This is a genomic window from Rhizobium herbae (assembly GCF_017873135.1).
Classification (GTDB): domain Bacteria; phylum Pseudomonadota; class Alphaproteobacteria; order Rhizobiales; family Rhizobiaceae; genus Pararhizobium; species Pararhizobium herbae.
In genome coordinates, this window is the sequence record NZ_JAGGJV010000010.1 from 216,180 (window position 1) to 241,329 (window position 25,150).

Consider the following 25,150-nt stretch of genomic DNA (forward strand, 5'->3'; position numbering starts at 1 on the left):
CGCCGGCAAGGAGAAGCCGGCGCCCATTCGAATGCGGGCAAGGAGAAGGCTCGCACCCTGAGGAGGAGAAAGACAATGACCAAGACCAGAACGATGCTCGCGGCATTCGCCGTCGGGCTTTTGACCTCCACGGCGGCACTCGCCGGGGACGTGCGTATCATGTGGTATTCCGATGGCGTCGAGGGCGAAGTCCTGAAAGACCTCATGGATCGCTTCATGAAGGACAATCCGGATATCAAGGTTGTCATCGACAACGTGTCCTTCAGCGTCGTGCGCGAACAGCTGCCGGTGCAGCTCGAAGCCGGCGACGGCCCGGATATCGCCCGTCTCGCCAATCTCAAGGCGCTGAGCAAGCATTGGCTCGACTTGCGGCCGCTGGTGGCCGAACCCGCCTACTGGGACAAGAACTTCGGCGATCAGGCCGACTGGATGCGTCCCGACGGCTCCAACCAGATTTCCGGCTTCATGACGCAGGTCACGCTGACCGGCGGCTTTGCCAACAAGACGCTGTTCGACCAGGCTGGCGTTGCCCTTCCCGGCAAGGACGCCACATGGGACGATTGGGCGAAGGCTTCCAAGCAGGTGGCCGAAAGCCAGCAGATACCGTTCCCGATGGCGCTTGATCGGTCCGGACATCGCCTGACGGCGCCCGACCTTTCCTTTGGCGCCAACTATATCGGAGCCGACGGCAAGCCGGCACCGCTGGATGATGGGGCGAAGGGCTTCATATCCAAATTCATCGGCTGGATCGAAGACGGCACGATGAGCAAGGACATCTGGGTCTCGGCCGCAGGCTCGACCTACCGCGCCGGCGCCGACGATTTCATCAACGGCCAGGTCGCCTTCTACTATTCCGGCTCCTGGCAGGTGCCGAACTTCTCGACCAAGATCGGCTCGAACTTCGACTGGGTGGCGACAGGCAGCCCATGCGGCCCGGCAAACTGCACCGGCATGCCGGGCGGTGCCGGCCTGGTAGCAATCAAGTACACCAAGAACCCGAAGGACGTCGCCAAGGTCATGGATTACCTGGCAAGCGAACCGATCGTGAAGGAGTTTTCCGAACGCACCCTGTTCCTGCCGGCGCACAAGGGCGTGATCGAAAAGGGGCTGAACTTCAAGACCGACGACGCTCAGGCCAAGGCAGCCCTCGGCATCTTCGTGACGGCCTCGACGGGCTTGTCCGACATCGCACGCAAGCTGCCCGGCTGGGCCTGGTCCGACACGGTCTATGGCGCGCTGGTCACCCGCGTCAGCCAGGCAGCCGCCGGCGAAATGACGCTCGATGAGGCCTATAGCCGCATCGACGCGGATATCGCCGCCAAGGTCAAGGACTCGGCTCTCTGAGGCACGAATAGGCGGGCGGCGGCGGGCAATCCCGTCCAGCCGCCCGCTTCGTATCTTCGACCTTAGCCGAGCATCTGCGCCGTTCACCGGGCAAAAGGAAAGTGATCAACAATGGCAGAGATATCCCGCCAGACCAGTCAGCGCCGGATCGGCCAGAGCCTGGGCGAGACAGCGATGGTGCCCGTTAGCCTTGCCATGGGCCTCATCGATGCGCCCTTGCGCTGGGTCCAGAAGACCTTTGGTCTCGGCGGCATGGCGGCTTTCTTCCTGCTGCCGAACATGCTGATCTTCGGCATCTTCGTACTCCTGCCGTTCTTCATCAACTTCGCCTACTCGATGACCGGCGGTACCGCGCTGTTCCTGTCGGACCGTACCTTTGTCGGCGTGGATCAATATGCGCGGCTGTTCGACTGCGCGAATTATCTGAACCCCAATACCTGCGCCGAAGACACATTCTGGACGGCAGTCAGCAATACCGGCTGGTTCGTCATCCTGCAGGTCACGCTGATGATCGGCTTTTCGCTGGTCACGGCCCTGATCCTCAATCGCGAGCTGATGGCGCGCAGCTTCTGGCGCGCGGTGTTCTTCTTTCCGGTACTGCTGTCGCCCGTCGTCGTCGGCCTCATCTGGAAGTGGATTTTGCAGCGGCAGGGCCTCCTCAACTTCGGCCTCTTCGGCTTCGGCTTCGAACCGCATGTCTGGCTGAACGACCGCAACTGGGCCTTTGCCGCAACCGTCGGCGTCTCGATCTGGGCGCATATGGGCTTCTACACGCTGATCATCCTTGCCGGGCTGCAGGCCATTCCGAAGGATCTCTATGAGGCGGCCGAGATGGACGGGACGCGGGCCATGCGGGTCTTCACCCGTATCACCCTGCCGCTGTTGATGCCCAACCTGCTCGTCGTCATCGTGTTGGTCCTCATCCGCGCCGTGCAGATCTTCGACGAAGTCTACGTACTGACGGGCGGCGGACCGGGCACCAGCACGCTGTTTGTCACGCAATACATTTACGAGACCGGCTTTGCGGCGCAGTTGCGCAATCCCGGCCTTGCCGCCGCCGCATCCATCCTGATGGGATTGGTGCTCGTTGTTCTCACACTCGTGCAGCTCGGCCTCAGCCGTTCACGTGACAAGAAGGGAGCCCGCAAATGAGCCGGGCCATCGAATTCCTGTTTCGCCGCAAGGGCGGCAAGGGCTGGCACTGGACGGATATCGTCACCTGGGTCTGGCTCATCGTAGGCCTGTTCGTGATGTTCGGCCCGGCCGTCTGGCTGACCGCATCGTCTTTCAAGTCACCCGCGGCCCTGGCCGAATTCCCGCCGACCATCCTGCCCTATGTCACCCAGAAGGTGACCGTCGAAGGTTATGACAAGCCGCTCGATCTCTACGAAGTGACACTTGAGGACGGCAGCAAGGCGACGCTCGCCGAGATCAGGCGCATCGGCACCGTCAGCCAGATGGTCGATCCCGAGAAGCCAGCCGAGATCGTCAAGGTCAACATCGCCAAGCGCACCCCGGTCCGGCAGATGTCGTTTGCAACCGAGAACTATACCGAGCCGTTCACTCATTTCGATTTCGTCCGCTATCTCTGGAACTCGGTCTTCGTCACGGTGACGGCGACGCTGATCACCCTGGTGGTCAATTCCATGGCGGCGTTTGCCTTGAGCAAATACGAATTCCGCGGCCGGACCTTCGCCATGCTCCTGATCCTCGCGACGCTGATGGTGCCGCTGTCGGTCATCATGGTGCCGCTCTATTCGATCGTCTCGGCGCTCGGCCTGTTCAACAATCTCTGGGGCGTCATCCTGCCGACGGTGGCGACGCCGACCGGCGTGTTCATCCTGCGCCAGTACATGCTGACCATCCCCGACGAACTGCTCGACGCGGCGCGCATGGACAAGGCGTCGGAATGGCAGATCTACTGGCGCATCATCCTGCCCTTGACGGCGCCGGCGCTCGCCGTGCTCGCCATCTTCTCCGTCGTCTGGCGCTGGAACGACTTCCTCTGGCCGCTGATCGTCCTGTCCCGCAAGGAGCTTTATACCCTGCAGGTGGGCCTGAGCATCTATTCCGGCGAGCTCAACGTGCAGTGGCATTTCATCCTGGCGATGACCGTCGTGACCATGATCCCCGTGGTTCTGGTCTTCCTCTTCCTGCAGCGCTTCATCACCACCGGCATCGCCGGAACCGGCCTGAAATAAGGGTGCATCATGGGACACATCAAACTCACCAATATCACAAAGTCGTTCGGCGCGATCGACGTGCTCCATGGCATCAATCTGGAGATCGCCGATGGCGAGCTCGTCGTCTTTGTCGGCCCGTCCGGCTGCGGCAAGTCCACGCTCCTGCGCATGATCGCCGGTCTTGAAAAGCCGACAGGCGGCGAACTCGCCATCGACGGAACGGTGGTCAACGCCATCCCCGCCTCCGATCGCGGGCTTGCCATGGTGTTCCAGTCCTATGCCCTCTATCCGCATATGAGCGTGCGCCAGAACCTCGCTTTCGGGCTGGAAAACAGCAAGATGCCGAAGGCCGAGATTGCCACCCGCATCACCGAGGCGGCCCGCATGCTGGAGATCGAACACTATCTCGACCGGCGGCCCGGACAGCTTTCCGGCGGCCAGCGCCAGCGCGTCGCCATCGGCCGGGCGATCGTGCGCCGTCCCGTCGCCTTTCTGCTCGACGAGCCGCTGTCCAACCTCGACGCAGAACTGCGCGGCTCCACCCGCGCCGAGCTGGCGGCACTGCACGCCCGGCTTTCGGCGACGATGATCTACGTGACCCATGACCAGATCGAGGCGATGACGCTTGCCGACCGCATCGTCGTGCTGCGCGCGGGCCGCATCGAGCAGATCGGCACGCCGATGCAACTCTACAATACCCCTGCCAACCGCTTCGTCGCCGGCTTCATCGGCTCGCCGCACATGAACTTCCTCGAAGGCACGGTGGAGTCGCCATCCTCCAGCAAGGCCGTCGCCACCTTCGCCGGCGGCAATAGGCTGGAACTGCCGGTGGCCGCAGACAGCCTTGCCACCGGCGCGCGCATCACCCTCGGCGTCCGTCCGCAGCACATTTCGATCGGCTCCGGCACCGACGGCATCTCGGCCAAGATCACGCTGGTCGAAGCGCTCGGCTCCGAAACCATCCTCCACACAGACGTCGCCGGCCAGAAAGTCCTGGTCGTCGCACCGGGACAGCACAATCTGACGCCGGGAGCCGATATCCGCCTGTCGCTATCGGCGGCTCCCCTGCATCTGTTCGACGAGAAGGGGCTTCGCCTTGAACACGCCATTTGATCTTTCCGGCAAAGTGGCGCTGGTCACCGGCGCCAGAACGGGCCTCGGCCGGGGCATGGCGCTGGCGCTGGCACAGGCCGGTGCCGATATCGCAGCACTCGGCTCCAGTCCGATGCCCGAGACAGCCGAGGCCATCCGCCAGACCGGCCGCCGCTTTCATCCGCTCGAAGTCGATCTCTCGCAGAAATTCGATGCGAAGGACATCGTCGGTTCCATCGTTTCTGAGTTGGGCGGCATCGACATCCTCGTCAACAATGCCGGCATCATCCGCCGTGCCGATCTGCTCGATCATTCGGAGGAGGATTGGGATGACGTCATCGACGTCAACCTGAAATCGGCCTTCCTTCTATCGCAGGCCGCCGCCCGGCACATGGTCGAGACGAAGCGCGCCGGACGCATCATCAATATCGCCTCGATGCTGTCCTTCCAGGGCGGCATTCGCGTGCCGGCCTATACGGCGTCCAAGCATGGCATCGCCGGCCTGACGAAGGCCATGGCCAACGAGCTTGCACCGCACGGCATCACAGTCAACGCCATCGCTCCCGGCTACATGGAGACGGATAATACCGAGGCATTGCGCAACGATCAGAACCGCAACGCCCAGATCTCCGCCCGCATCCCGATGGGCCGCTGGGGCACGCCGGATGATCTTGCCACATCGGTGTTGTATCTCGCCTCCCCCGGCTCAGGCTATGTCACCGGCATAACCGTGCCGGTCGATGGCGGCTGGCTGGTTCGGTAGCCAGCGTTTTCGCCTGCCCGACGGAATGGAAATCCGTGGCGTGCTGACGAGGCCGTTCGAAAGCGGCACGCCGGAACCGGCCCTCCTGTACGCCCATGCGCATGGCGGCCACCACGCAGTCTCCCATGTCCCGACATCGATCCTCTCTCTTTTTCGCGGGTGCCTACTGGGCTCGGAAACTAATTTCCATTCTGACATTCGGCAAACAATCGACCGTTTGCAAACGTGCCTAGAAGAGAAGGAAATCGTCCGCGGCCAGCGATATGCCGCGGGTCACCATTGCGAATTTTATCGCCGACGCCCCACCAGCGCCGTCCGCATCGAACAGCAGCGCGCCCGACGCCTTGTCATAGATGATACGGTCATTGCCATCGAGAGCGGCCTTGCCGATCACAAAGGCTTCGGCGCTGAGAGCACCGGCCGCAAGCCCGACGAAGATGGAGCTGTCCAGCCGGAACACGTCGTCGGCGGTGCGGAAGTCCGCAATCCTGTCGGCATTCGCCCGGCCGGGGGCGGTGTCGAAGACGAAGGAATCATGACCGGCGCCGCCGGCCAGTGTGTCACGGCCAGCACCGCCGTTGAGGACATCATCACCAGCGCCGCCCCGAAGGCGGTCGCAGCCCGTGCCGCCGGCGAGAATGTCGTCGCCCTCGCCTCCCCGCAGACGATCATTGCCGGCATCGCCGTTGAGCGTGTCGTTGAACCGGCTACCGGTAACCCGGTCGTTGCCGCCCATCGCCGCGACGATCACCGCATGATCGTACGCCTTGTAGCTGATGATGTCCTTGGCGTCCGTCAGGACGATGGATTGGGGTGGCAAGGCAACCGTGATCGTGATGGTCGCAAGATTGCTGTTGCCCTGGCCATCGGTGGCGTAGACCGTGAAGCTGTCGGTCCCCGTAAAGCCGGCCTCGGGTATATAATCGAAATAGTTGCCGTTCAGGAAGTCCTGGTGATAGTGCAGGCTGCCTGCATATTCGCCCTGGGGAAAGGGATAGTAGCCGCCATCATAGCGTGTTTCCTGCGCCAGCGTGCCATGATCCGGTCCGTCCGCGACGACAAAGCTCAAAAGGTCGAAATCCGCATCCGCCGCGCTGAACTGGATATCGTCGAGAGATTGCCCGGTTGAAAGCGTAAAGGTCAGGTCGGTGACGGTGGGGGCATGGTTGACGAAGGTGTCGGGCTGAAGTGCACCATCCTCCAGGATGATCTGGTGCACGCCGTACTGGGTGTTTTCGCCGCCGAAATATTCGTTCGCGCCTATCCATGTCACCGTTATGTCGTCGGGGCTTTCGGCGGTGACGGAGACGATCTGCGTCGAAAGATAGGCCGCCTGGGCGGACAAGGTGCGGATATAGTTGCCTTCGTTGTCGAAAACATGCGTCTCCACCCTCGAAAAGATTTCGGTCCTACCGTCATTGGTGAAGGTCGTGACGGTAAAGAAACCGTCGAACACATCGACCGAGGCGAGATCGACCCAGCCAAAAAAATAGTCCGTCTGCGCCGCTATCGGACCGATGACATCGCCGCCGTCCGCCTCCGTGATCGTAAAAAGAATCGCATCGGGGCTCTCGTTGTTGGTGTCTTCCCATACGGTAAGCGCATTACCATTGCTCAAGATCGGCATCGGCTTCGTCCTTGTTGACGCGAGGAGACGGGAGGCTGAACTCGTTCCGTCGGTACCACAGGCCGGCAATCATGAACAGGCGCCGGAGGACGCCCCCATCCGGGATGGCCAACAGTCCGTTATGGCGAGACAATCAGAGGCGTCACGCCCCGGAACAGGAGGCGACCCGCCGATATCGAATTTTACGATGCATAATCAATAGCATAAAGCGCCAGAGCGATGGGCTAGTGTCAACGCCCATTCATCCGCCTTGCCGCCTATTGCCATATTATGGTGCAGCGCAGCATCCATGTATGGCCATTCCCTGGACAAGAAGAAGCCCGCCGGATTTCTCTGGCGGGTTCCGGGTTTTGTGTGTGGGGCCTAACATCGACCACTTCCGCAGCGCCCCTGATCTCAATACGAGATCTGACCGTCAACGATCTGCCCGGTCGAGGGGGAAAGCTCGCGTTTCAACAGGTCGCGAGCCTCGCCGCTGATGACCGCGACCGGAGCCGCGACGGCAGCACGCGCTGCCGACCCGGCGAAATTGACGGCCGCCACCCCGACACGATCCGCAAATGTCGCCTCTCGGCCAGCGAGCGTTTGGCCAGCCAGCCGTCGCCCAAGCAAGCGTACGATCTCAGGACTGTCGGCGAAGGTATTGTGGCCGAGCGGATCTTTGGTCTTGATGGCGCTCGTGTCGATGACCGAAACGCCAAGTTCTTCAAGCACGGAGGCATATGGCCTGAGATCCGAGCCACCGACGCGGTCGACGCCGCCCGAGAGCCAGCCGGACACCTCGAGAGCCTTGTCGTGTGTCGACGTCAGGATGGCAAAATGCGGCCGCTTCGGACCCATCTCGATGAACTGACGACGAAATACGTCGATGTCGATATCCGGCGATGCCAGAATGACGTTCTTGACCTTCGCCGGGATCGATTTTTCGCGCATGGCGACACCGCGCAGGGCCTCTGCGGCAAGCCAGCCCCCCATGGAGTGAGCGAGGATCGTCACATCGGCAACGTCGGGACTTTTCGCAGCCTGTAGGATCAGATCTTCCAGGGCACGGCGCGAATAGTTGGCACTCTCCTTGTCGTAGAGGTAGTCGAAGACACGGCCTCTCGACGGCCAGGTGAAGAGGATCGGTGTGGCATCGGTTCCCGAGTCATGGACGATCTGCGCGAAACGGAAGACCGCATCGGCATAGGTGTTGTTGAATCCATGGACGAAAATGATGACCTGACGCTTGGAGTTTTGGTTTCTATGGTACCAGTCCAGGACCTGCCCTTCCGATTGGATTGCGGCAACCTTGGTGGCCGCAAACTCCTTTTCGGGGTTGGGCGGCATGCGCGAAGGCCATTGCACCTCTCCGATCTTGCGGTTCCGGTCGGAGGGTATCGATACGGTGACACTCTTGAGGGAAATAGCCGTTCCGCGGCCGCCGGAATAGAGTTTGCCGGGATCCTCCGACCGCTTGCGTGTCGTGGCGACCAGCATGGTGACCCGGCTTGTGTCTGTCGGAGCAGCGGCAAGGGGCTGAAGGACGTTCTGGACACGGCTGGCGCAACCCGACGCAGCAAGACACAGGACCAGGAGAAGCGGGGCGGTTCGCCCAAGGAACGTGAGCAGGGCTGTCATGCCAGTTCCGCCCGTTCCTCGCGTGGTATCCGGAACCAGGCGACATACAGCGCCGGGAGGAACAGCAGCGTCAGCGCCGTTCCCACGACGATCCCACCCATCATGGCGTAGGCCATGGGGCCCCAGAATATTTCGTGCGAGATCGGGATCAGCGCGAGTGTCGCGGCTGCTGCCGTCAGCAGGATCGGCCGCATGCGGTGTTCGGTTGCCTCCACCACCGCCGTCCAAGCCGACTTTCCAGCTGCCCGCAATGTCTCAATCTCCACGATCAAAATTACCGAGTTGCGAATAAGGATTCCGACGAGCGCAAGCACGCCCAGGAGCGCGACGAAGCCAAGCGGGGCGTTGCTCATCAGCAGGGCGGCGACGACACCGATGAGCGCCAAGGGCGCAACCGAAAAGACCAGGAACAACCGGTGGAAGCTCTGAAGCTGGACCATTAGCAGCGTTGCCATGATGAGCAACATAGCCGGCGCCACCGTCGCAATCGGACCCTGCGACTTGGCACTTTCCTCCACCGCGCCGCCGACCTTGACGGAATACCCGGCAGGCAGTGTCTTCTCGAAAGCCGCAACCTTGTCGGAGAGCGCCTTCACGATGGTTGCCGGCTGCGTCGCATCGCCGATCCCGGCCTGGATCGTGATGGCCGGGACCCTGTCGCGGCGCCAGATCGTCGGCTGTTCGAGCTCATACCGGAACGCCGCGACCGATGACAGCGGAACAGGCTGACCGCTGCTGCTCTGCAGCTGCAGATCGAGCAACGTGTCGATCGACTCCCGCTCCTTTTCTGCGGCACGGCCGACCACGTCGACCAGGTAGATGTCGTCCCTGACCTGCGTTACTGCATTCCCTTGAACGACGGTGTTCAGCGCCATGGCGATGTCCTGGGACGAAACACCGAGCTGTCGTGCCTTGTCCTGCAGTACGTCGATCTTCACGACGCGGGTCGGCTCATTCCAGTCGAAAGCCAGGTTTGTCAGCGAAGGATGCGCGCCAATAACGGTGCCGAGTTTCTGCGCCAGATCGCGCACCGTCTGGAGATCCTCACCGGACACGCGGTACTGAACCGGTTTGCCGACAGGCGGGCCGATGTCCAGAAGCTTTACATAGGCGTCAGTCCCAGGAAACGTCTTCTGAAGATAAGCTTGCGCTTCCTGCTTCAGCTTGTCGCGAACGTCGAGCCCTTTGGTGACGATGATCGTCTGCCCGAAAGAAACATCAGCCGGCTGCACGTCGAAGGAAAGGATGAAGCGCGGCGCACCTCTTCCGACGTAGGTCGACCAGTGCTCCACCGCAGGGTTGCCGGCCAGCACCTCACGCTCGAACTGAGCCATCTGACGGCTCGTTTCGGCAATGGAACTGTTCTGCGGCAGGTTCCAGTCGACGATCAGTTCCGGCCGGTCGGAGCTCGGGAAGAACTGCTGTTGCACCAGCGACAGGCTGATGATCGATCCGGCGAAAAGAACCACCGTGGCAATGATCGTCATCCAGCGCCAGCGCAGGCAGAATTGTAGCAGTCCAGAGAACACCTTTGCGAACCGGCCCTTGTGTTCGGCATGCTTCTTCATCGTCTTGGGAAGCAAGGTTACGCCGATGAGGGGTGTAAACAATACCGCGACGATCCAGGAGACGACGAGCGAAACGGCAATCACGACGAAGAGGGTGAAGGTGAATTCGCCGGCGCTGCTTTTGTTAAATGCGACCGGTATAAAGCCCGCGACGGTGACGAGCGTGCCCGTCAGCATCGGGAAGGCCGTGGATGTGTAGACGTGAGTGGCGGCTTTCCGGAGAGTCTCGCCCAGTTCCAGCCGTGCCACCATCATCTCGACGGCGATCATGGCGTCGTCAACGAGAAGACCGAGCGCAATAATGAGCGCCCCCAGCGAGATTCGCTGCAGCGAGATGTCGGCATAGAGCATCACCACGAAGGTGATGGCGAGCACGAGCGGGATGGCTATCGCTACGACCAGGCCAGCCCTGAACCCGAGACTGATGAAACTGATCGCGAGCACGATCGCGACCGCCTCGAACAGGGCCTTTGTGAACCCTCCAACCGCCTCGTCAACCACTTTCGGCTGGTCGGATACCTGTTCGACCGAAACGCCGACGGGAAGATCCCGGACAATTTTGGTCATCGTTTTTTCGAGCGCTTCGCCGAAGGCGAGCAGGTTGCCGCCCGTCTTCATTCCAATCGCCAGCCCGATCGCCGGCTTTCCGTTGAAGCGGAAGAGCGAAGTGGGCGGGTCGACATAACCGCGGGTGATGTTGGCGACGTCGGTCAGAGGAAAGAAGCGATCGTTCACTCTCAGATTGATCCCGCGCAAGGTGTCTTCGGAGATGAAGCGTCCGCCGACGCGCAGGGCAATGCGTTCCGGTCCTGCCTCGATAAAACCCGACTGGGTGACGGCATTCTGCGCCTGTAGCGTGGCGATGATGTCGGCGCGGTCGATGCCGAGGGCCGCGATCTTGCGGGTAGAGAATTCGAGGTAGATCACCTCGTCCTGTGCACCGACGATGTCGACCTTGCCGACATCCGGGATCTTGAGAATCTGCGTTCGCGCGCCCTCGGCGAAATCACGCAACTCCCTGTGACTAAGCCCGTCTCCTGTAAAGGCAAAGATATTGCCGTAGACATCCCCGAATTGGTCGTCGAAAAACGGACCGACCACGCCCTGCGGAAACTCGTGCTTGATATCGTCAATCAGGTTGCGTACCCGCGACCAGGTCGGCTTGACATCCCGGGCATTCGTATCCGGCAGCAGATCGACGAAGACGATCGCCTGACCAGCGGTCGTGATGCTTCTTGTATGTTCCAGGTTATCGAGTTCCTGCAGCTTCTTTTCGATGCGGTCCGTAACCTGCTGCGTCACTTCCTCGGCCGAGGCACCGGGCCACTGAGCCTGTATCACCATCGTCTTGATCGTGAAGGACGGATCTTCTTCACGGCCCAGACTTAGATAGGCATACGCGCCCGCCAGTGCGAAGATGATCATGAAATACCAGACGAGAGAGCGATGCTCGAGCGCCCAGTCCGAAAGGTTGAATTTGCTCACGGGCGTGGCTCCTGTGCGAGTTTAACTTTCTGTCCATCGGCAAGTTCGTTGACCCCGGCGATGACGACTTCTTCGCCCTCCCGCAGCCCGGACAGTATCCGGACAGAGCGGGCATCGGCCGCCGGGGCATTGAGCTGGACCGGTCTCGGCGTGACGGTTCCTGTCGACGGATTCACGACCCAGACCTGGTCAGCGCCACCCTTGTGACAAATGGCGGCGATCGGTAGCGCGATTTCTCGTGTCTTTCCGTCAACCATAGGCGTCGCGGTCACCACTGCACCGAGGCGGAAAACCTCCGGTGCCTGATCAACTGCGATCTTCAGCCTGTGGGTCCGGGTATTGGCATCCGCCTGCGGCCCGATCTCGCGCACGACGCCAAAGGTCTGCACAGTGCGATCGAGTTGGAGGGCGATGTTGAAGCGGTCATCCAGATGCACGGATCGAAATTGCGCCTCGGGAACATCGACGACCACATCACGCTGTTCCAGACGTGCCAGCCTGAGGACTGGCTGGCCCGCCGAAACTGTCTGCCCCATTTCAACGAAGGTGGCGGTAACAACGCCGTCGAACTCCGCCCTCACCTCGGCATAACCAAGCTGCTCATGCGCCTTGGCGAGGCTGGCCATCGATTTTGCGACATTCGCTTTGGCCGATTTCAATTGTTGCTCGGCAAGGTCCCGATCCGCAACGCTGGCGGCGTTTATGCGCGCAAGGGTACGCCTGCGCTTTTCTGTCATGGCAGCGTTCTCAAACTGCGCCTCGGCATCACGCAGGTCGGCCTCTGCGCTCCTGACCGCCAGCCGCAGGCTCAGCGGATCAATCTCGGCAACAAGATCGCCTTTCTCCACGAGATCGCCCACGTCGACCTTGCGCGATACGATTCGTCCGAGCGTGCGGAAGGCCAGGTCGGTCTCGACCCGGGCCCGGACAACCCCGGGCAAGCCCCGGGCCTCCTCCTGCTCGGCTGTCACCGTGACGGATTTGACGGGACGGGGGCCTACCTCCTCGCCTGCGACCGAGCTTTGCTCGCAGCTGACAAGAAGTGAGATCGACAGAAAAAGGGGAAGGGAAGCATACCAACGGTTAAGGCTCATCTCACTTGCCCTCCCAGGCCACTGCCTGGCCTTCCTTGAGAAACTTTCCGCCGTCCGTGACGATCAGATCATTGGGGGCGATGCCGCCGGTCACGACGAAATCGTTTTTGCGGTAGCGGGCGACCGTAACCTTGCGGAGGGACACGGAGCGGCTTTCGCTGTCGACCAGCCACACGGCGGGTTCACCTTTGGCCGAGGCGATCGCGCTATAGGACAGCACGATGCCCTTGCGCGGAGACGAGCGAAGCTTGCCCACGACCGGCGTGCCGAGCGGCCATTGCGCGTCCTGCGGAAACCCGACCTTGATCCGGATTGTACCGGCTTTGGTGTCTATCACCGGGGAGACCTCCCGGATGCCGGCATGCACTTGGAGCGCACGATCGCCGACCGGCGCCACCTCGACGTCGGCTGACGGGGGGCCGCCCAGGAAGAAAGCCTCGAAGACATCGAACACCGCATCCCGGGGGCCGTCATGGGCAAGCGTGAAGGCGGACTGCGCGGCTGACACAACCTGCCCCACCTCTATGTTTCGCGCGGTGATGATCCCATCGGTATCGGCCTTCAACTCCGTATAGGACAATGCGTCCAGGGCTGTTGCCAGCGCTGCCTTTGCAGCTTCCAGAGAGGCCTGCGCGCTCGTCAGGTCCTTGCGAGATTCGTCAAAAACCTGCTGCGCTATCACCTGTGCCTGGGCGAGCTTTTCGGCCCGCTCGAAGGCCAGCATCTTTTGATTGACGATTGCCTGCGCCGATTCCAATGCGGCCCGGGCGACGCTTACGTCGGCTTGTTGCTCGACATCGTGAAGCCGTGCGAGGACTTCTCCGGCGTGAACGTGCGAGCCGACATCAACCCATCTCTGAATGACCCTGCCACTGATGCGAAAGGAAAGTTCAGTCTGGATCCGGGCCTTCACCTCGCCCGTGATTTCCGCGCCCGGCTGATACTGGGCGGTCGTCGCGGGAACGACCCGCACCTGTTGCGGCGGTGGCGCCACCCGGGCCTGGTCCTCACAGCTGGCCAAGTAGGCGCAGGCAAGACCAATTCCCAACAATCGAAAAGGCTGCATTTTTTGCTCCGCTAGTGTTGCAACCAAAAAAGAGCCCACGCCGTTCATTTGCAGTCTCCGATCTGATGCGTGACGGGCCGCAGCCCTATGTTGACAGCGCCCACTTAAGCGCAGAAGTAGACATTGTCAACATTGACTTGGCATAAAAGTTGACACGCGCAACATCAGCATCTAGATGGACAAGCATGACCAAAGCCGCTTCAACTGCAGATCAGCGCCCCTATCACCATGGAGACCTACACCGGGCGATCGTCGGTGCTGCGCTCGATGTCCTCAGCGAATCGCAAAGCACGGAGTTTTCGCTTCGGGAACTCGCCCGTCGAGCGGGCGTCAGCCATAACGCCCCCTACAAGCACTTCGCCGACAAACGTGATTTGTTGGCGGCCGTCTCGGCGGCAGGATTCGAGCTTCTCGCAAAAAAGATGAGCGACGCGACGCAGCATCTCGACAGTCCGCGCGAGCGGCTGGCAGCAATTGCGCGTGCTTATGTTTGTGGCGGAGTCAACAATCCCGCGCTCTATAGGTTGATGTTCGGCGGCTATCTTGCCGGTCAGGATAATGGGCGCCCTGCTATCGAAAGAAATGCGGCTGAGAGCTTGAAGGCGCTTCTGGTGGACGCGATAAGCGACGGCGCTCTCGGACGCCTCCTTCCGAACACCGTGGCAAATACACGAGAGATTAATGGTGCCATTCTAATCTTTTGGTCGCAAATGCATGGTCTCACTTTGTTGCTGGTAGACCACCTCGTCGGCCCCAGCGAAAAGGCAGACGAGCTGAGCGAGAGCGTCCTGCAAAGTATGCTTGATGGCTTGGCGAATGTTATTCCCGCCATCCCGGCAGGCGTGTGGGTAGGTCCTCCGCCTGCCGGGTAGATTGCATTCAGCCCCCCTCATAGCGCAACGCTTTGCCGCAACGTTATTTGTAGATGAACCCCACCGATCCGTAATAGCGGCCTTCCGGCTTCTTTCCAGTTGCGCCGTAAATTCGGTTGACGTGGCCAAGGAAGCCGCTTTCCAAATCGTTTGCGGGGTTGAAATTGTCGTCGGGTCGAGAAATCGCCGAGCGGGCGACGGGCCGAACCAGATATGGCGTTGCAATGATGACCAGCTCTGATTCGTTGCGGATAAAGTCTTTGCTTCGAAACAGCGCACCAAAAACCGGGATCTTTGACATGCCCGGCAGACCGGAGATGGCCTGACGGACATTGTCCTGTACCAAACCCGCGATCACAATCGATCCCCCCGACGGCAATTCGACGGTCGTGGACGCTTCGCGTTTTCGAATGGCGAGGTAGGTCTGGCCGGGAACGCTTGCATCCGAATTGCCGTTAACGATGGAGCCTTCGAACGTCGGCTCAGAAACCTTGGTTTCGATGAAGAGACTGATGCGGCCCGGTCCGAGCACGACCGGCTTGAAGTTGAGTTCGATGCCGTATTCCACACTCTCGACCTCGCGGGTCACGGTTTTGCTGCCATCGTCCTCTTGCGTGACCTCCTGACCGGACGCCAGGCGGTAGTCGCCACCCACATAGAGCTTGGCTTCTTGTCCGGAAATGGCGGTGAGACTGGGTTCAGCCAGCGTGCGCATGACGCCGGCCTGTTCCATTGCATTCATTGAACTCGATAGATCAAAACCTCCGACCGAGCCGTGGAACGTCGATGCGGTCGTATTTGTCGCATTGCCGAGGTTTGACGGATTTGAAAAAGAGAAATCGACCCCCGACCCGGTGATCGAGCCGCTAAACCCAAGTTGTTTCAAAACCTGACGGCTGACCTCGGCGACAGTGACCTTGAGCGTGACCTGATCCTCGCCCTCCACTCTCAGCAAGTTGACAATCTGTGACGTCTGGCGGTCCTCTGCAAAGATGGCGGCGTCACCATTGTTGCCTTGTGCGGTAATGTTGCGTGTTGTCGCCTCCCCTCCCTTCAGAAAGGCCTCGGCCAGGTCAGCGGCGGTCGTGGAATCCAACGTTGTACTGACGGTGCCGGTAAGCACGATGTTATCGGAGACGATTTCGACACTGATGTCCGCATCCCTTATGAAGCGGCGCAGGTTGGCCTCCAACTCCGCGATGTCGCGCTCGATGCGGATGTCAAGTCTGACGATCTCTTTACCGTCAGGACCAAAGACGAAGATGTTGGTCTGACCGATCGACTTGCCAAAAAGATAGATTCGCCGCGAGGTCCGTGTCACCGCATCGGCAAGGGACGGATCGGCAACAAGTATATCATGCGCGTCCGAGGGAAGATCGACAACGACAGCCTTGTTGAGGCCAAGCTTTATCGCCTCTTTTGCTCCAGGACCGACATTCGAAATCCTCATGATCGTATCGTGAGGCTCTGGCCCTTCCAACCCCGGAGGCTTACGATTTTCGGCATTTGCAAAGCATACATGGAGGAAAATCCAGAGGGCGGTTGCGATGCAAACCCGTATCATGAATAACACCTCTTGCTCGCCGAGAGCTCACATCAAATAAAAATTCCCTTCATTACCAATTATATACTTGATTGATTCGTACAAATAATATTTTTTTTCATAAAAGTATCATTTTATTTCAATATACTCATTAATGTATCACTTCATTTCTGAATCAATACGTATTTATATTATATTTTTCGGCGTGGACACGAGACAATCTCACACAGCCGCACTGCGGCTGTGTGGTGAAAAGCTGTCGGGAAGGAGCCAGCATGTGCCAAGCTTGGCGCAACGATTTCTCGTGCCCTCCCCATCCGGCGGCGGCAGAGTTGCATCGTTACTGCACGACCGAGTTCAGCCCCGGCCTCGGACTTGCCCAACCTTGCTCGATCAGGGCGGCGGTCGGGCTAGATTCAAGCCATTGGCGATCCGCTACCGCTGCATTGTTGGACTTCCGATCACGAAGCTTGCCGCGGGGCTCGGATTTTACCCAGTTTTACATCCTCTTAACAGCGCTTAACGTTCGTTGGTCTATCAAGAGCCACTGAAGATTTCGCTGTCTATCGCAGAGATCAGCCTTGGGGTCGGCCGTCGGCCTCCAGGAGCGCGATTGCCGTGCGTAACTCCTGATTTCACCCATACAGGACTGTACGATGCAACTGAAAATATCCGGTCGTCCGCATGAGATCCGCCCGCACCTGACGGCATTGCTATCGTTTATGTTGATCATAAACGGGTGCACGGTCGGGCCGGACTACAAGGAACCGGCAATGTCTCTTCCAGCTCTCTGGACGAGGGAAAAGCTTCCGTCTAAACCGCCCGAGCTCGCGCAATGGTGGAAGCGGTTAGGGGATCCGGTGCTTGATCAGCTTGTTGCAGACGCCGTTGCGGGAAACCTGGACGTTGCCGCGGCGAAAGCCAAGATCCGCGAAGCCAGGGCAACCACCAGACAGGAGGCCGGAAGTCTTTTCCCAACGCTTTCCGCCACCTCGGCCGTCGATCGGCTCAAGAGTTCGTCGTCATCAGCCGATGCGTCAGTCTACAGCCAGTATCAGGCAGGTTTTGACGCCAGCTGGGAACTTGACCTGTTCGGCGGAAACAAACGCGCGCTGGAGGCTGCAAAATATGCGGAAGACGCTTCCGAGGCGGAGCTGCGCGATACGCTGGTCACTCTGGTGGGTGATGTGGCGTCCTATTATGTCCAGGCGCGCGCGTATCAGGAGCTCATGGATTTAGGCGAGCGATCGGCCAGATCGCAACGACAAACCGCAACATTGACACGGCAACAGCAACAGGGCGGAGAAGCCTCCCTCGTTGATGTCGTCAAGGCGGAGGCACAAACGGCGGCCATAGAGGCGGACATCCCGTCTTATCGGATAGAATACGCCAAGGCAGTGCATCGGCTCGGCGTGCTGCTCGGTCGTGCGCCGCTTGCCCTCGAATCCACCTTGGCGAGCAACGGAAGAATCCCGCTGCCACCCAAGGCTCAATCGATAGGCATCCCCGGCGACCTGCTTGTTAACAGACCGGATATCAGAGTTGCGGAGCGCCAACTCGCGAAGTCGACGGCCGGCATCGGGCGGGCAGAGGCGAACCGATATCCGTCAATTTCGCTGACGGGGTCCATCGACTCGTCAGCCACGAGTTTTGGCGACCTGGGCAAGAATTCGACGATAAGCTGGTCCCTCGGCCCCAGTATCAATATCCCGGTTTTTCAAGGCGGTCAGCTAAAGGCAGCGGTCGATGTGGCCAAAGCCCAACGTGATCAATCCTTCTTTGAATACCAGGAAACTGTTCTTTCGGCCTTGGAAGACGTTCAGAATGCTATCGTTTCCCTCAATCAATCGCGCCTGAGGCGATCAAAGCTCGCATTGTCCGCCGCTCGCTACCGGGAGGCTGTCAAGTTCTCTCGCGAAATTCAGAACTTGGGCAGTGGTGACCTCTTTGCCGTGCTGGACGCGGAAAAGACACTCTACTCGGTCGAGGAAGACCTGATCGAGACCAAGCTGGATGTGGCGCGTTATTACATCGCCCTGAACAAGGCCCTGGGAGGCGGTTGGGACGGCGCCGTGGACGTGTCCGAGCCGGCGGTAGTCGGCACGAACTCCGGGCTCCGTGTGGCTGCGTCGACGCGCCGCCGCGGCTGAACCTACATCTTCGGCACCTTGCGCAGCTGTTCATCTGCAAAACCGACCGCATACGACAGAGACCGGAGCCGGATGACGGTATAGTCGCCGACCCTACCGCGGTCCTGACAGAACAGCTACGACAATGCGGAGGCTCGGCTCAGCCTGCATGCAAGGCTGAACCAGGTACCCAGTTTCCGTGCAATGACATGCGCAGCCGCATCGGCAGTTTTATCGTAGCGATCGGACCTTCGGATATGTGCTGCGCGTCGAGCACGAGAAGATCCGTCGCACGCTCCGCCAGCCGGTTTACAAGGCCGATTATGTAGCCATCGCCCTCGGGTGCATCGGCGTGCCTCGGCACGAAGATCGGCTCCTGGAAGCAGGACTGATCATCTGCAAACCAGGTCTTGGTCTTGCCCGTCGCAACGTTGATATGGGCAAGCATGTTGAAAAACTGGAATGGACGCCGCCCGACCCGGGCCTCGTCGAAAGGCTTTGTCGGATCCATCGCGATGACGAAGCCGTGCTGATATGGCCGCCCCATGTATCGATCGTCGCTGCGGGGAAATTCGCACGGAAACTGGGTGAGCGGCGTCATCTGCAGCGTATTGCCACGCGCGTTCATATCGAAGGTCAACCGCATCATGTTCGAAGACAATGTCTCCGGTGGCGGAACCGTGCCATCCGATTGCGGGAAGAAATAGAAGATGTTGCCGCTGGTGACCGGCATGTCGATGTAGATGCGGCCGCCATCGTCAAAAGCATTGAGCGTATGGCCCTGGAACCCGTTGGGAGCCTTGAACCAGCGCACGTCGCGACCGTCGCCATCGCGGCGGAGCACGCCGAAAAGCTGGTCGAGCCCCGGTTGCCACTGAAAGTGTTTCCCGCCTTGCCGGAGCCGCTCGGCATCGACGGTGAGCGGCATTAGAGGAAAGATCACATAGTTCTCGGTGACCGCGAAATCATGGATCATCGCTGCATACGGAGCGACAATCCATGTCTCCCGCTTCTTGCGGCCCTGCGCATCAATCTCGTAATAAACGACGTCGGGCGTCGCATCGCCCTTGGCCTCGTAGCCAAAGCAAAGAAGGTCGCCGCTGGCCGGGTCGATCTTCGGATGCGCCGTGAAGGTGGCGCTGGTGAGCTGGCCGTCGAAATCCCACAGGCCAATGGTTTCGAGCGTAACAGGATCAAGCGCGTAGGGCGCGCTATCCTCCTTCAGCGCCAGCAGCCTGCCGGCATGCAGGATCACATTCGTATTTGCGGTGCTGTTGTTCAGGTCCCGGACGCTTGGATCATTCGTATACTGGTTGCGATAGACGCCGTGCAGCGAGGCGCGGGCGGCACGCTGCGCCTTCAGCCGCTCCGTCATGACGTATCGGCGCTTGAAATCGACATGCCCGCTCTTGAAGCGAAAGGCGCTGATAACACCATCGCCGTTGAAGAACATGTCTTCGCCGAGCATGGGCGGATACTGCGGATCGGGTGCCGCCTGGAAGAACGTACCGTCGATTTCGGCCGGCACCGTTCCCTCGATCTCGAGATCATAGACCTCGCCTTCGAAGCGGACGGGTTTGTAAAGCGCACCGGTGAATTCCGGGCTGCTGGGGAAAGGCCGTGTCATGTGAACTCCTCCTATAACCGTACATAACTGTACTATTATAAATTTATTCCGAGGTCAACTTAACAGTACGCATCTGTCCGGTTATAACGACGCCATGCGTGTTCGAAGCGAGAAAAAAAGAAGCGAGATCATCGACATTGCCGGCGCACTCTTCCTGCGCGAAGGCTATGGCTCCGTTTCCATGGCGACGATCGCATCCGCGGTCGGCGGCTCCAAGGGAACCCTCTATGGATATTTTTCGTCCAAGGAGGAAATCTTCGCCGCCTTTGTCATCGCTGCCGGCAAGCAGAGACGCGAGGAATTCCTGCTTTTGCCGGAGGGAGGTGCCGGCCTTGCATCGACGCTTACGGCATTGGGCATAAACTATCTACGATTGTTGCTGTCACCGGAAATCATGTCGATCAACCGGCTCGTCATCGCAGAAGCCACACGCTTCCCGGAGCTTGGCAAGATCTTTTTCGAAAATGGTCCGAAAAGCATCATCGGGGTCATAGCCTCCATTCTGGCCCAGGCGGCCGATCGCCAAGAACTGACCATATGCGACCCCGGCGGAGCCGCATGGCGTTTCAAGGCCCTGTGCGAAGCCCGACTGTTCGAGCAGTGCCTCTGGGCCATTCGAGACGGGGCCACCGAGGAAGAGATTGCGCAGAACGTCGAACCGGCCGTCCGCATTTTCCTCAATACTTTTGGCACCGGAAACGGACCGGCCTGATCCGCTCCGGCGCAAGCAGACGCGGCTCACCAGAGCTTGCGAATAAAGCTCAGCTGCAAATAATTGCCGTCGAAGGCGTTTCGGGTATAAACATCCGTCAGGAATTTCAGCGAAACGGTGGTGCGCTGCTCGGGAAAGTCGATCGCCAGAATCGGACCAAGGCGAATTGACTTGTGGCGCTGGCCGTCCGCCGCCGGAACGGCGAGCGACCCTGCATCGTCCTCAATCTGCCATTTGACATTGCCGGCAAGACCGAACTGGAACCGATCGTAGCGCTCCGTGATGGCGAAATCAGCCGAGATGTAGTCGCCGTCGCGGTAGTTGAATCCCCCGGTTGCATCCTCGCGCTCGAAATTGTGGTTGTAGAATATCCGCGTGGAAAATTCTGTCCCATCCAGGAAAATCGGCCTGGTCCGGTAGGTGAAGGCAATGTTCGGCGACAGGACCCAATTGTTGAACCCGGGGCTGCCGACCGTGCTGCCGTCGAAGGTACCGATCGGGATCGTCACGCCGAGCCCGAGGCCCAGCGTGAAACCGACGGGCATGGGCGGAATGAAATCCGGACCCGGTACCGGCTGGCCCGCCGACCCGGGCGGTGGTCCTTCGTACCAGCTCTTCGACCAGAAGAAGAGGTCGGAATAGGCATCGAAGGACCCCGTGTGCTTGTCGCTGAGGTCGACCGGCAAACTGTCGGTGATCGTCAGGTCGTGCTTGCCGTAGACAAAGATCAGCGATGACGCCATCCGCCCACCCAGGAACTCCCCCGGATAGACGTAAAGTCCACCCAGCTGGCCCTGCAGAAGTCGATCATCCGTATCCGGGAACATTGCATTGCCATTGCCATCGCTCAGTTGGTCCCGCCAGTGGCCCCAAACGCCGCCGACGGCGTAAAACCCCGGTTCCGGTGGCAGCTCGGCGGCGCGTATGTCGGATGTGGCTCCGGGTGTTGTCGTCTGGTAGAACTCGGCCGCGTTGGCGATGTCCCCGGCCAACATGCCGGTGAGGCCGCTGATTACCAGCAGAGTTGATTTTAGGCTAAGCAATTGTATTTCCATCGTGATCCCCCACTTCGGATGTTTTGGAATTTGCAAACGCGGCCGCACGACGGGAGGAAAGCATGCGCCCCCCCCACTGCTCCTGCTTAATGGACAGGCATGATGTCGCGGCCCGCTGTGGCCGGCTCCTTGAAGGAATGGCCGAAGATCAATCCGGCCAGGAAAACCAAAGCCGCGAAAAGCGTGATCCCCGCAAATACGGCCATGGCTGCAACCATCCCGCCGGAGGCGGCGGCAATGGCGTTCACACCAATCGGGCAGACAAATTGCCCGATAAAAAACATTGAGGTCCAGATACCCGACGCCCGCCCGCGGTAGTCACTGCGCAGATTGCTCATCGTGAAGGCGAGAACCAGCGGAAGAGAAATCCCGCAACCGATATTGTTGATGAACATGCCCATGGCGCCGGCCGCCCATGAAGGCTGGGTGTAGAGAACGGCGTAACCGATGGCCTGCGCGGCCATGGCCACCACGAGCAGCATCCCGATCGAGCGCTGTGACTGTATGCGGAAGGCGACTGCGCCGACCACGACACCAATGGAGCCAATGGCGCTGGCAAGTCCGAGCATGCCCGCATCGGTAAAACCGCGCTCACTGAGTACCAGCGAAATATGGACCGGCGTGACATAAAACAACATGCCGCACAGAAGCGTCAGCGCAAGGCAGGCGATAAAGCGCGGCGTGAACAAGCCGGGCGCCCTGTTTTCGCGCACCAGGACGCGCGCCTCGGGCGCCACAGGTGCCGGTTCGAAGATGAGCATAAGGACGAGCGGGATAAACAGCGCCGTCGCGCCATAGACCAGAAAGGGTGCGCGCCAGTCATATCCACCAAGGAAACCTGCGAGCATGAAACAGAAGGTTGCGACCAGCGACGCCGATCCGAACTGCACGGAGAGCCAATGGGCACGGCGTTCGCCGGTGAAATAGTCACAGATCAGCGCGGTGCTTGCCGTCATCACGCCGGCCTCGGCGATCCCGACAACAACCCGCGACACTATGATGCCATTGAGGTTGTCTATCCAATAGGGCGCGATACCCGCCGCGGCATAGAAGGCGAGCGCCGCGAGCAGCAGGCGCTTGCGCCCCGTCCTGTCGGCCAGAATGCCGGCAAGCGGCGCAAGCAGCGCAACAAAGAGAGCAGGCGTCACCAGCGCCAGTGGCGCGAGCAGTTCGGCGCGCGGCACGTCGGAAAAATGCGCGATCATCTGTGGCAGGACCGGCGCGAACAGCGTCGATCCGATCGGCGCCAGCCATGCGACGGCCACCAATAGCAACCCCTGCTGCACGCCTGCGGACACATTCTGCATATCAACCTCCTCTTTTGAAGCAGACCGCCCCCCGCGGCCCGGATGGTGAACGAGCGGCGCCAAGGCTGTTGGGCCGTGGCGCTGCAGCCGCTAGCGCTGGATCGACACGAAGTGGTCGGTGGTGAATTCCTCGACGATCCACTTGCCATTGAAGCGCCCGAGACCGGAATTCTTTTCGCCGCCGAACATCACATGCGGGTAGTCGTGGATGGTGATGTCGTTGATATGCGTCATTCCCGCCTCGATGCGTTGTGCAAAGGCAAGGCCGCGGGCTTCGTTGCCGGTGAAGACCGCACTGGAAAGGCCGAACTCGGTATCGTTGGCGAAAGCGAGTGCCTCTGCCTCATCGGCCGCGCGGATAAGCGGCGCGACGGGGCCGAAAATCTCCTGGCGCGCGAAATCGGAATCGTTGGTGACATTTGCAAAGACATGCGGCGGAACGACCCGACCCTCGATCGTGCCGGCAAGGCATTCGCGAAAGCCGGCGGCGCGGGCCTGCTCGATGCTGGCGCGGACGTTACGAACCTGACTGTCGTTGCAGAGTGGCCCAACCAGCGTATCGGGCAGATCGGGATCGCCATACTTCACCGTCTTCGCCACTTCCGTGAAGGCTTCGACGAAGCGGTCGTAGAGCGAGACATCGACAATGATGCGGTTGGTGCTCATGCAGATCTGGCCCTGGTGCATGAACCGCCCGATCAGCGCTGCATGCACGGCCTTGCCAAGATCGGCGTCGTCGAGCACGACCAGGGGAGCGTTGCCGCCAAGTTCGAGGCCGATGCGCTTCAAAAGCGCCGACTCCGCTGCAACGCGCGCGATATGCCGACCCACCGGCGTCGAGCCGGTGAAGGTGAGAACGCGCGGGATGGCATGGCGGGAGAAGGCATCGCCGATGGTCGCGGAACTGCCGACGACAACGTTCAGGACACCTGCGGGCAGGCCCGCTTCCTCGTAGATTTTGGCGAGCAGCAGTCCGCCCGTCACGGGCGTGTCGTTGGAGGGTTTCAGCACGACCGTATTGCCGAGCGCAATGGCGGGCGCGACCGACCGGTTGGAAAGGTGCAGTGGAAAGTTCCACGGGCTGATAACGCCAACCACGCCGACCGGCTTTTTGTAGACCCTGGCTTCCTTGCCGGGGCGATCGACCGGGATAATATGCCCCTGCGCCGCAGATGGCATGGTTGCCGCCTCCAGCATGCCGGCGCGCACGGCGCCCCACTCGATACCCGCTTTGATGCGGGTGCTGCCGGATTCGCGCACGATCCACCCAATGATCTCGTCCTTGCGCGCCTCAAGGATGGCAACGGCCTTCAGAAACACAGCCGCACGTTCGGATGGCAACGTTTTTGCCCACTCTGCCTGGGCGGATCGAGCCGCCTCGAAAGCCAGGTCCAGATCGGCAAGGCTGGCAAGGGAGATTTCCGCGACCGTATCGTCGTTGAACGGATTTCGGTCAAGCGAAGTTACACCTTCTGTCCCCGCAACCCAGCGGCCGGCAATATACTGTCCGGTAAAGCCGCTGTAGGCGCTGGCAACGAATGCGGGGGGCTGAACATGTTGTTGCATTTCAAATTCTCCTGGTGGCAGAACCGCCGGTTCCTGCGGCGGCATTTCATTTAGACCCACGAATTTTCTCAGCCCCGCAATCAACGGGTCAGGCGACAGTCGCAGGGCAAATAACGTTGGCTCGAAATAGCACCGCGCGGCCGCGGCAGGCGGCGCTCTATGTGGCGGGTATTTTCTTTATGGCCTGGCAGTCGGGGAATGCTGCAAAACTGATGTTGCCGTCATGCGGTTGGCCCGCCACCCGATAGCTCGGCACGTTGTTCGGTGCGGAAGATGGTTTTCGCGCGCAACACCGTAACAACGGCGAAAAGGACGCATTTGATCGTCCGGGCCGTCGCGACGTGGAGCCCTGAAACCGGCAACCGGATCGGTTACCACATTCCAGCGAACCCGCCGAGCTGGTCTCGTGCAAACCCGCGCTCTCGGCATTTCCCTGACGGCATTTGATGCCTGCATGCAGCTTGGACATGGTTTCCTCCCGCGCAAAGCACCATCGA

General features: G+C 60.3%; 18 protein-coding genes. 8 read left to right on the plus strand and 10 right to left on the minus strand.

Annotated elements, in window-relative coordinates; all coding sequences use genetic code 11:
- Positions 1-75: 75 nt before the first annotated feature.
- The 5 genes from J2Z75_RS24575 (at position 76) to kduD (ending at position 5,382) form a co-directional block, all read left to right on the plus strand.
- Positions 76-1,344: an ABC transporter substrate-binding protein gene (locus tag J2Z75_RS24575; RefSeq protein WP_209855706.1), complete on the plus strand. Its 1,269-nt coding sequence runs from the start codon at positions 76-78 to the stop codon at positions 1,342-1,344.
- Positions 1,345-1,518: 174 nt separating this feature from the next.
- The gene (locus tag J2Z75_RS24580) at positions 1,519-2,496 is read left to right on the plus strand and encodes a carbohydrate ABC transporter permease (RefSeq protein ID WP_209855867.1); all 978 of its coding nucleotides are present in this window, start codon (positions 1,519-1,521) and stop codon (positions 2,494-2,496) included.
- Positions 2,493-3,545 carry a carbohydrate ABC transporter permease gene (locus tag J2Z75_RS24585; RefSeq protein ID WP_209855708.1) on the plus strand — a complete coding sequence of 351 codons (1,053 nt, stop codon included), beginning with the start codon at positions 2,493-2,495 and terminating at the stop codon, positions 3,543-3,545. The genes J2Z75_RS24580 and J2Z75_RS24585 overlap by 4 nt, the downstream gene beginning before the upstream one ends.
- A 9-nt stretch (positions 3,546-3,554) precedes the next feature.
- Positions 3,555-4,640, plus strand: a complete 1,086-nt coding sequence (locus tag J2Z75_RS24590) for an ABC transporter ATP-binding protein (protein WP_209855710.1) — start codon at positions 3,555-3,557, stop codon at positions 4,638-4,640.
- Positions 4,624-5,382: a 2-dehydro-3-deoxy-D-gluconate 5-dehydrogenase KduD gene (gene kduD, locus J2Z75_RS24595; protein WP_209855712.1), complete on the plus strand. Its 759-nt coding sequence runs from the start codon at positions 4,624-4,626 to the stop codon at positions 5,380-5,382. The genes J2Z75_RS24590 and kduD overlap by 17 nt, the downstream gene beginning before the upstream one ends.
- Before the next feature lie 229 nt (positions 5,383-5,611).
- Here the strand turns inward: kduD and J2Z75_RS24600 are convergent, their stop codons facing one another.
- From J2Z75_RS24600 to J2Z75_RS24620, 5 genes are all read right to left on the minus strand, one after another.
- A complete protein-coding gene (locus tag J2Z75_RS24600; protein ID WP_209855715.1) occupies positions 5,612-7,009 on the minus strand; it encodes a calcium-binding protein in 1,398 nt (465 codons plus the stop codon).
- Positions 7,010-7,405: 396 nt separating this feature from the next.
- Entirely contained in the window at positions 7,406-8,629 is a 1,224-nt protein-coding gene (locus J2Z75_RS24605; protein ID WP_209855716.1) for an alpha/beta hydrolase, read from the minus strand.
- Positions 8,626-11,682 (minus strand): efflux RND transporter permease subunit, encoded by a 3,057-nt coding sequence (locus J2Z75_RS24610; protein WP_209855718.1) that lies wholly within the window; start codon positions 11,680-11,682, stop codon positions 8,626-8,628. Before J2Z75_RS24610 ends, J2Z75_RS24605 begins: the two co-directional genes overlap by 4 nt.
- Positions 11,679-12,776 (minus strand): efflux RND transporter periplasmic adaptor subunit, encoded by a 1,098-nt coding sequence (locus J2Z75_RS24615; RefSeq protein ID WP_209855720.1) that lies wholly within the window; start codon positions 12,774-12,776, stop codon positions 11,679-11,681. The genes J2Z75_RS24610 and J2Z75_RS24615 overlap by 4 nt, the downstream gene beginning before the upstream one ends.
- 1 nt (position 12,777) lies before the next feature.
- Complete coding sequence (locus J2Z75_RS24620; RefSeq protein WP_209855870.1) at positions 12,778-13,842, minus strand: efflux RND transporter periplasmic adaptor subunit; 1,065 nt, start codon at positions 13,840-13,842, stop codon at positions 12,778-12,780.
- Between the two features lie 185 nt (positions 13,843-14,027).
- Here J2Z75_RS24620 and J2Z75_RS24625 point away from each other — a divergent pair, with 185 nt between their 5' ends.
- On the plus strand, positions 14,028-14,714 hold the full coding sequence (locus tag J2Z75_RS24625; protein ID WP_209855722.1) for a TetR/AcrR family transcriptional regulator: 687 nt from the start codon (positions 14,028-14,030) through the stop codon (positions 14,712-14,714).
- A 43-nt stretch (positions 14,715-14,757) separates the two neighbouring features.
- Here the strand turns inward: J2Z75_RS24625 and J2Z75_RS24630 are convergent, their stop codons facing one another.
- Positions 14,758-16,164: a type II and III secretion system protein family protein gene (locus tag J2Z75_RS24630; protein WP_234937536.1), complete on the minus strand. Its 1,407-nt coding sequence runs from the start codon at positions 16,162-16,164 to the stop codon at positions 14,758-14,760.
- Between the two features lie 749 nt (positions 16,165-16,913).
- Between J2Z75_RS24630 and J2Z75_RS24635 the strand changes: the two genes are divergently transcribed.
- The gene (locus J2Z75_RS24635) at positions 16,914-18,407 is read left to right on the plus strand and encodes an efflux transporter outer membrane subunit (RefSeq protein ID WP_209855727.1); all 1,494 of its coding nucleotides are present in this window, start codon (positions 16,914-16,916) and stop codon (positions 18,405-18,407) included.
- A 139-nt stretch (positions 18,408-18,546) separates the two neighbouring features.
- On the opposite strand, the gene J2Z75_RS24640 is transcribed toward J2Z75_RS24635, so the two are convergent.
- Positions 18,547-20,013 carry a carotenoid oxygenase family protein gene (locus J2Z75_RS24640; RefSeq protein ID WP_209855730.1) on the minus strand — a complete coding sequence of 489 codons (1,467 nt, stop codon included), beginning with the start codon at positions 20,011-20,013 and terminating at the stop codon, positions 18,547-18,549.
- 94 nt (positions 20,014-20,107) lie between these two features.
- Between J2Z75_RS24640 and J2Z75_RS24645 the strand changes: the two genes are divergently transcribed.
- The gene (locus J2Z75_RS24645; RefSeq protein ID WP_209855733.1) at positions 20,108-20,725 is read left to right on the plus strand and encodes a TetR/AcrR family transcriptional regulator; all 618 of its coding nucleotides are present in this window, start codon (positions 20,108-20,110) and stop codon (positions 20,723-20,725) included.
- Between the two features lie 26 nt (positions 20,726-20,751).
- Here the strand turns inward: J2Z75_RS24645 and J2Z75_RS24650 are convergent, their stop codons facing one another.
- The 3 genes from J2Z75_RS24650 to J2Z75_RS24660 all read right to left on the minus strand — a co-directional run bounded on the left by J2Z75_RS24650 (position 20,752) and on the right by J2Z75_RS24660 (position 24,653).
- Positions 20,752-21,780, minus strand: coding sequence for a SphA family protein (locus J2Z75_RS24650; protein WP_209855736.1), 1,029 nt, complete (start codon positions 21,778-21,780; stop codon positions 20,752-20,754).
- Positions 21,781-21,866: 86 nt separating this feature from the next.
- A complete protein-coding gene (locus tag J2Z75_RS24655) occupies positions 21,867-23,087 on the minus strand; it encodes an MFS transporter (protein ID WP_209855738.1) in 1,221 nt (406 codons plus the stop codon).
- A gap of 90 nt (positions 23,088-23,177) precedes the next feature.
- Positions 23,178-24,653 carry an aldehyde dehydrogenase family protein gene (locus tag J2Z75_RS24660; RefSeq protein WP_234937537.1) on the minus strand — a complete coding sequence of 492 codons (1,476 nt, stop codon included), beginning with the start codon at positions 24,651-24,653 and terminating at the stop codon, positions 23,178-23,180.
- Positions 24,654-25,150: the final 497 nt, after the last annotated feature.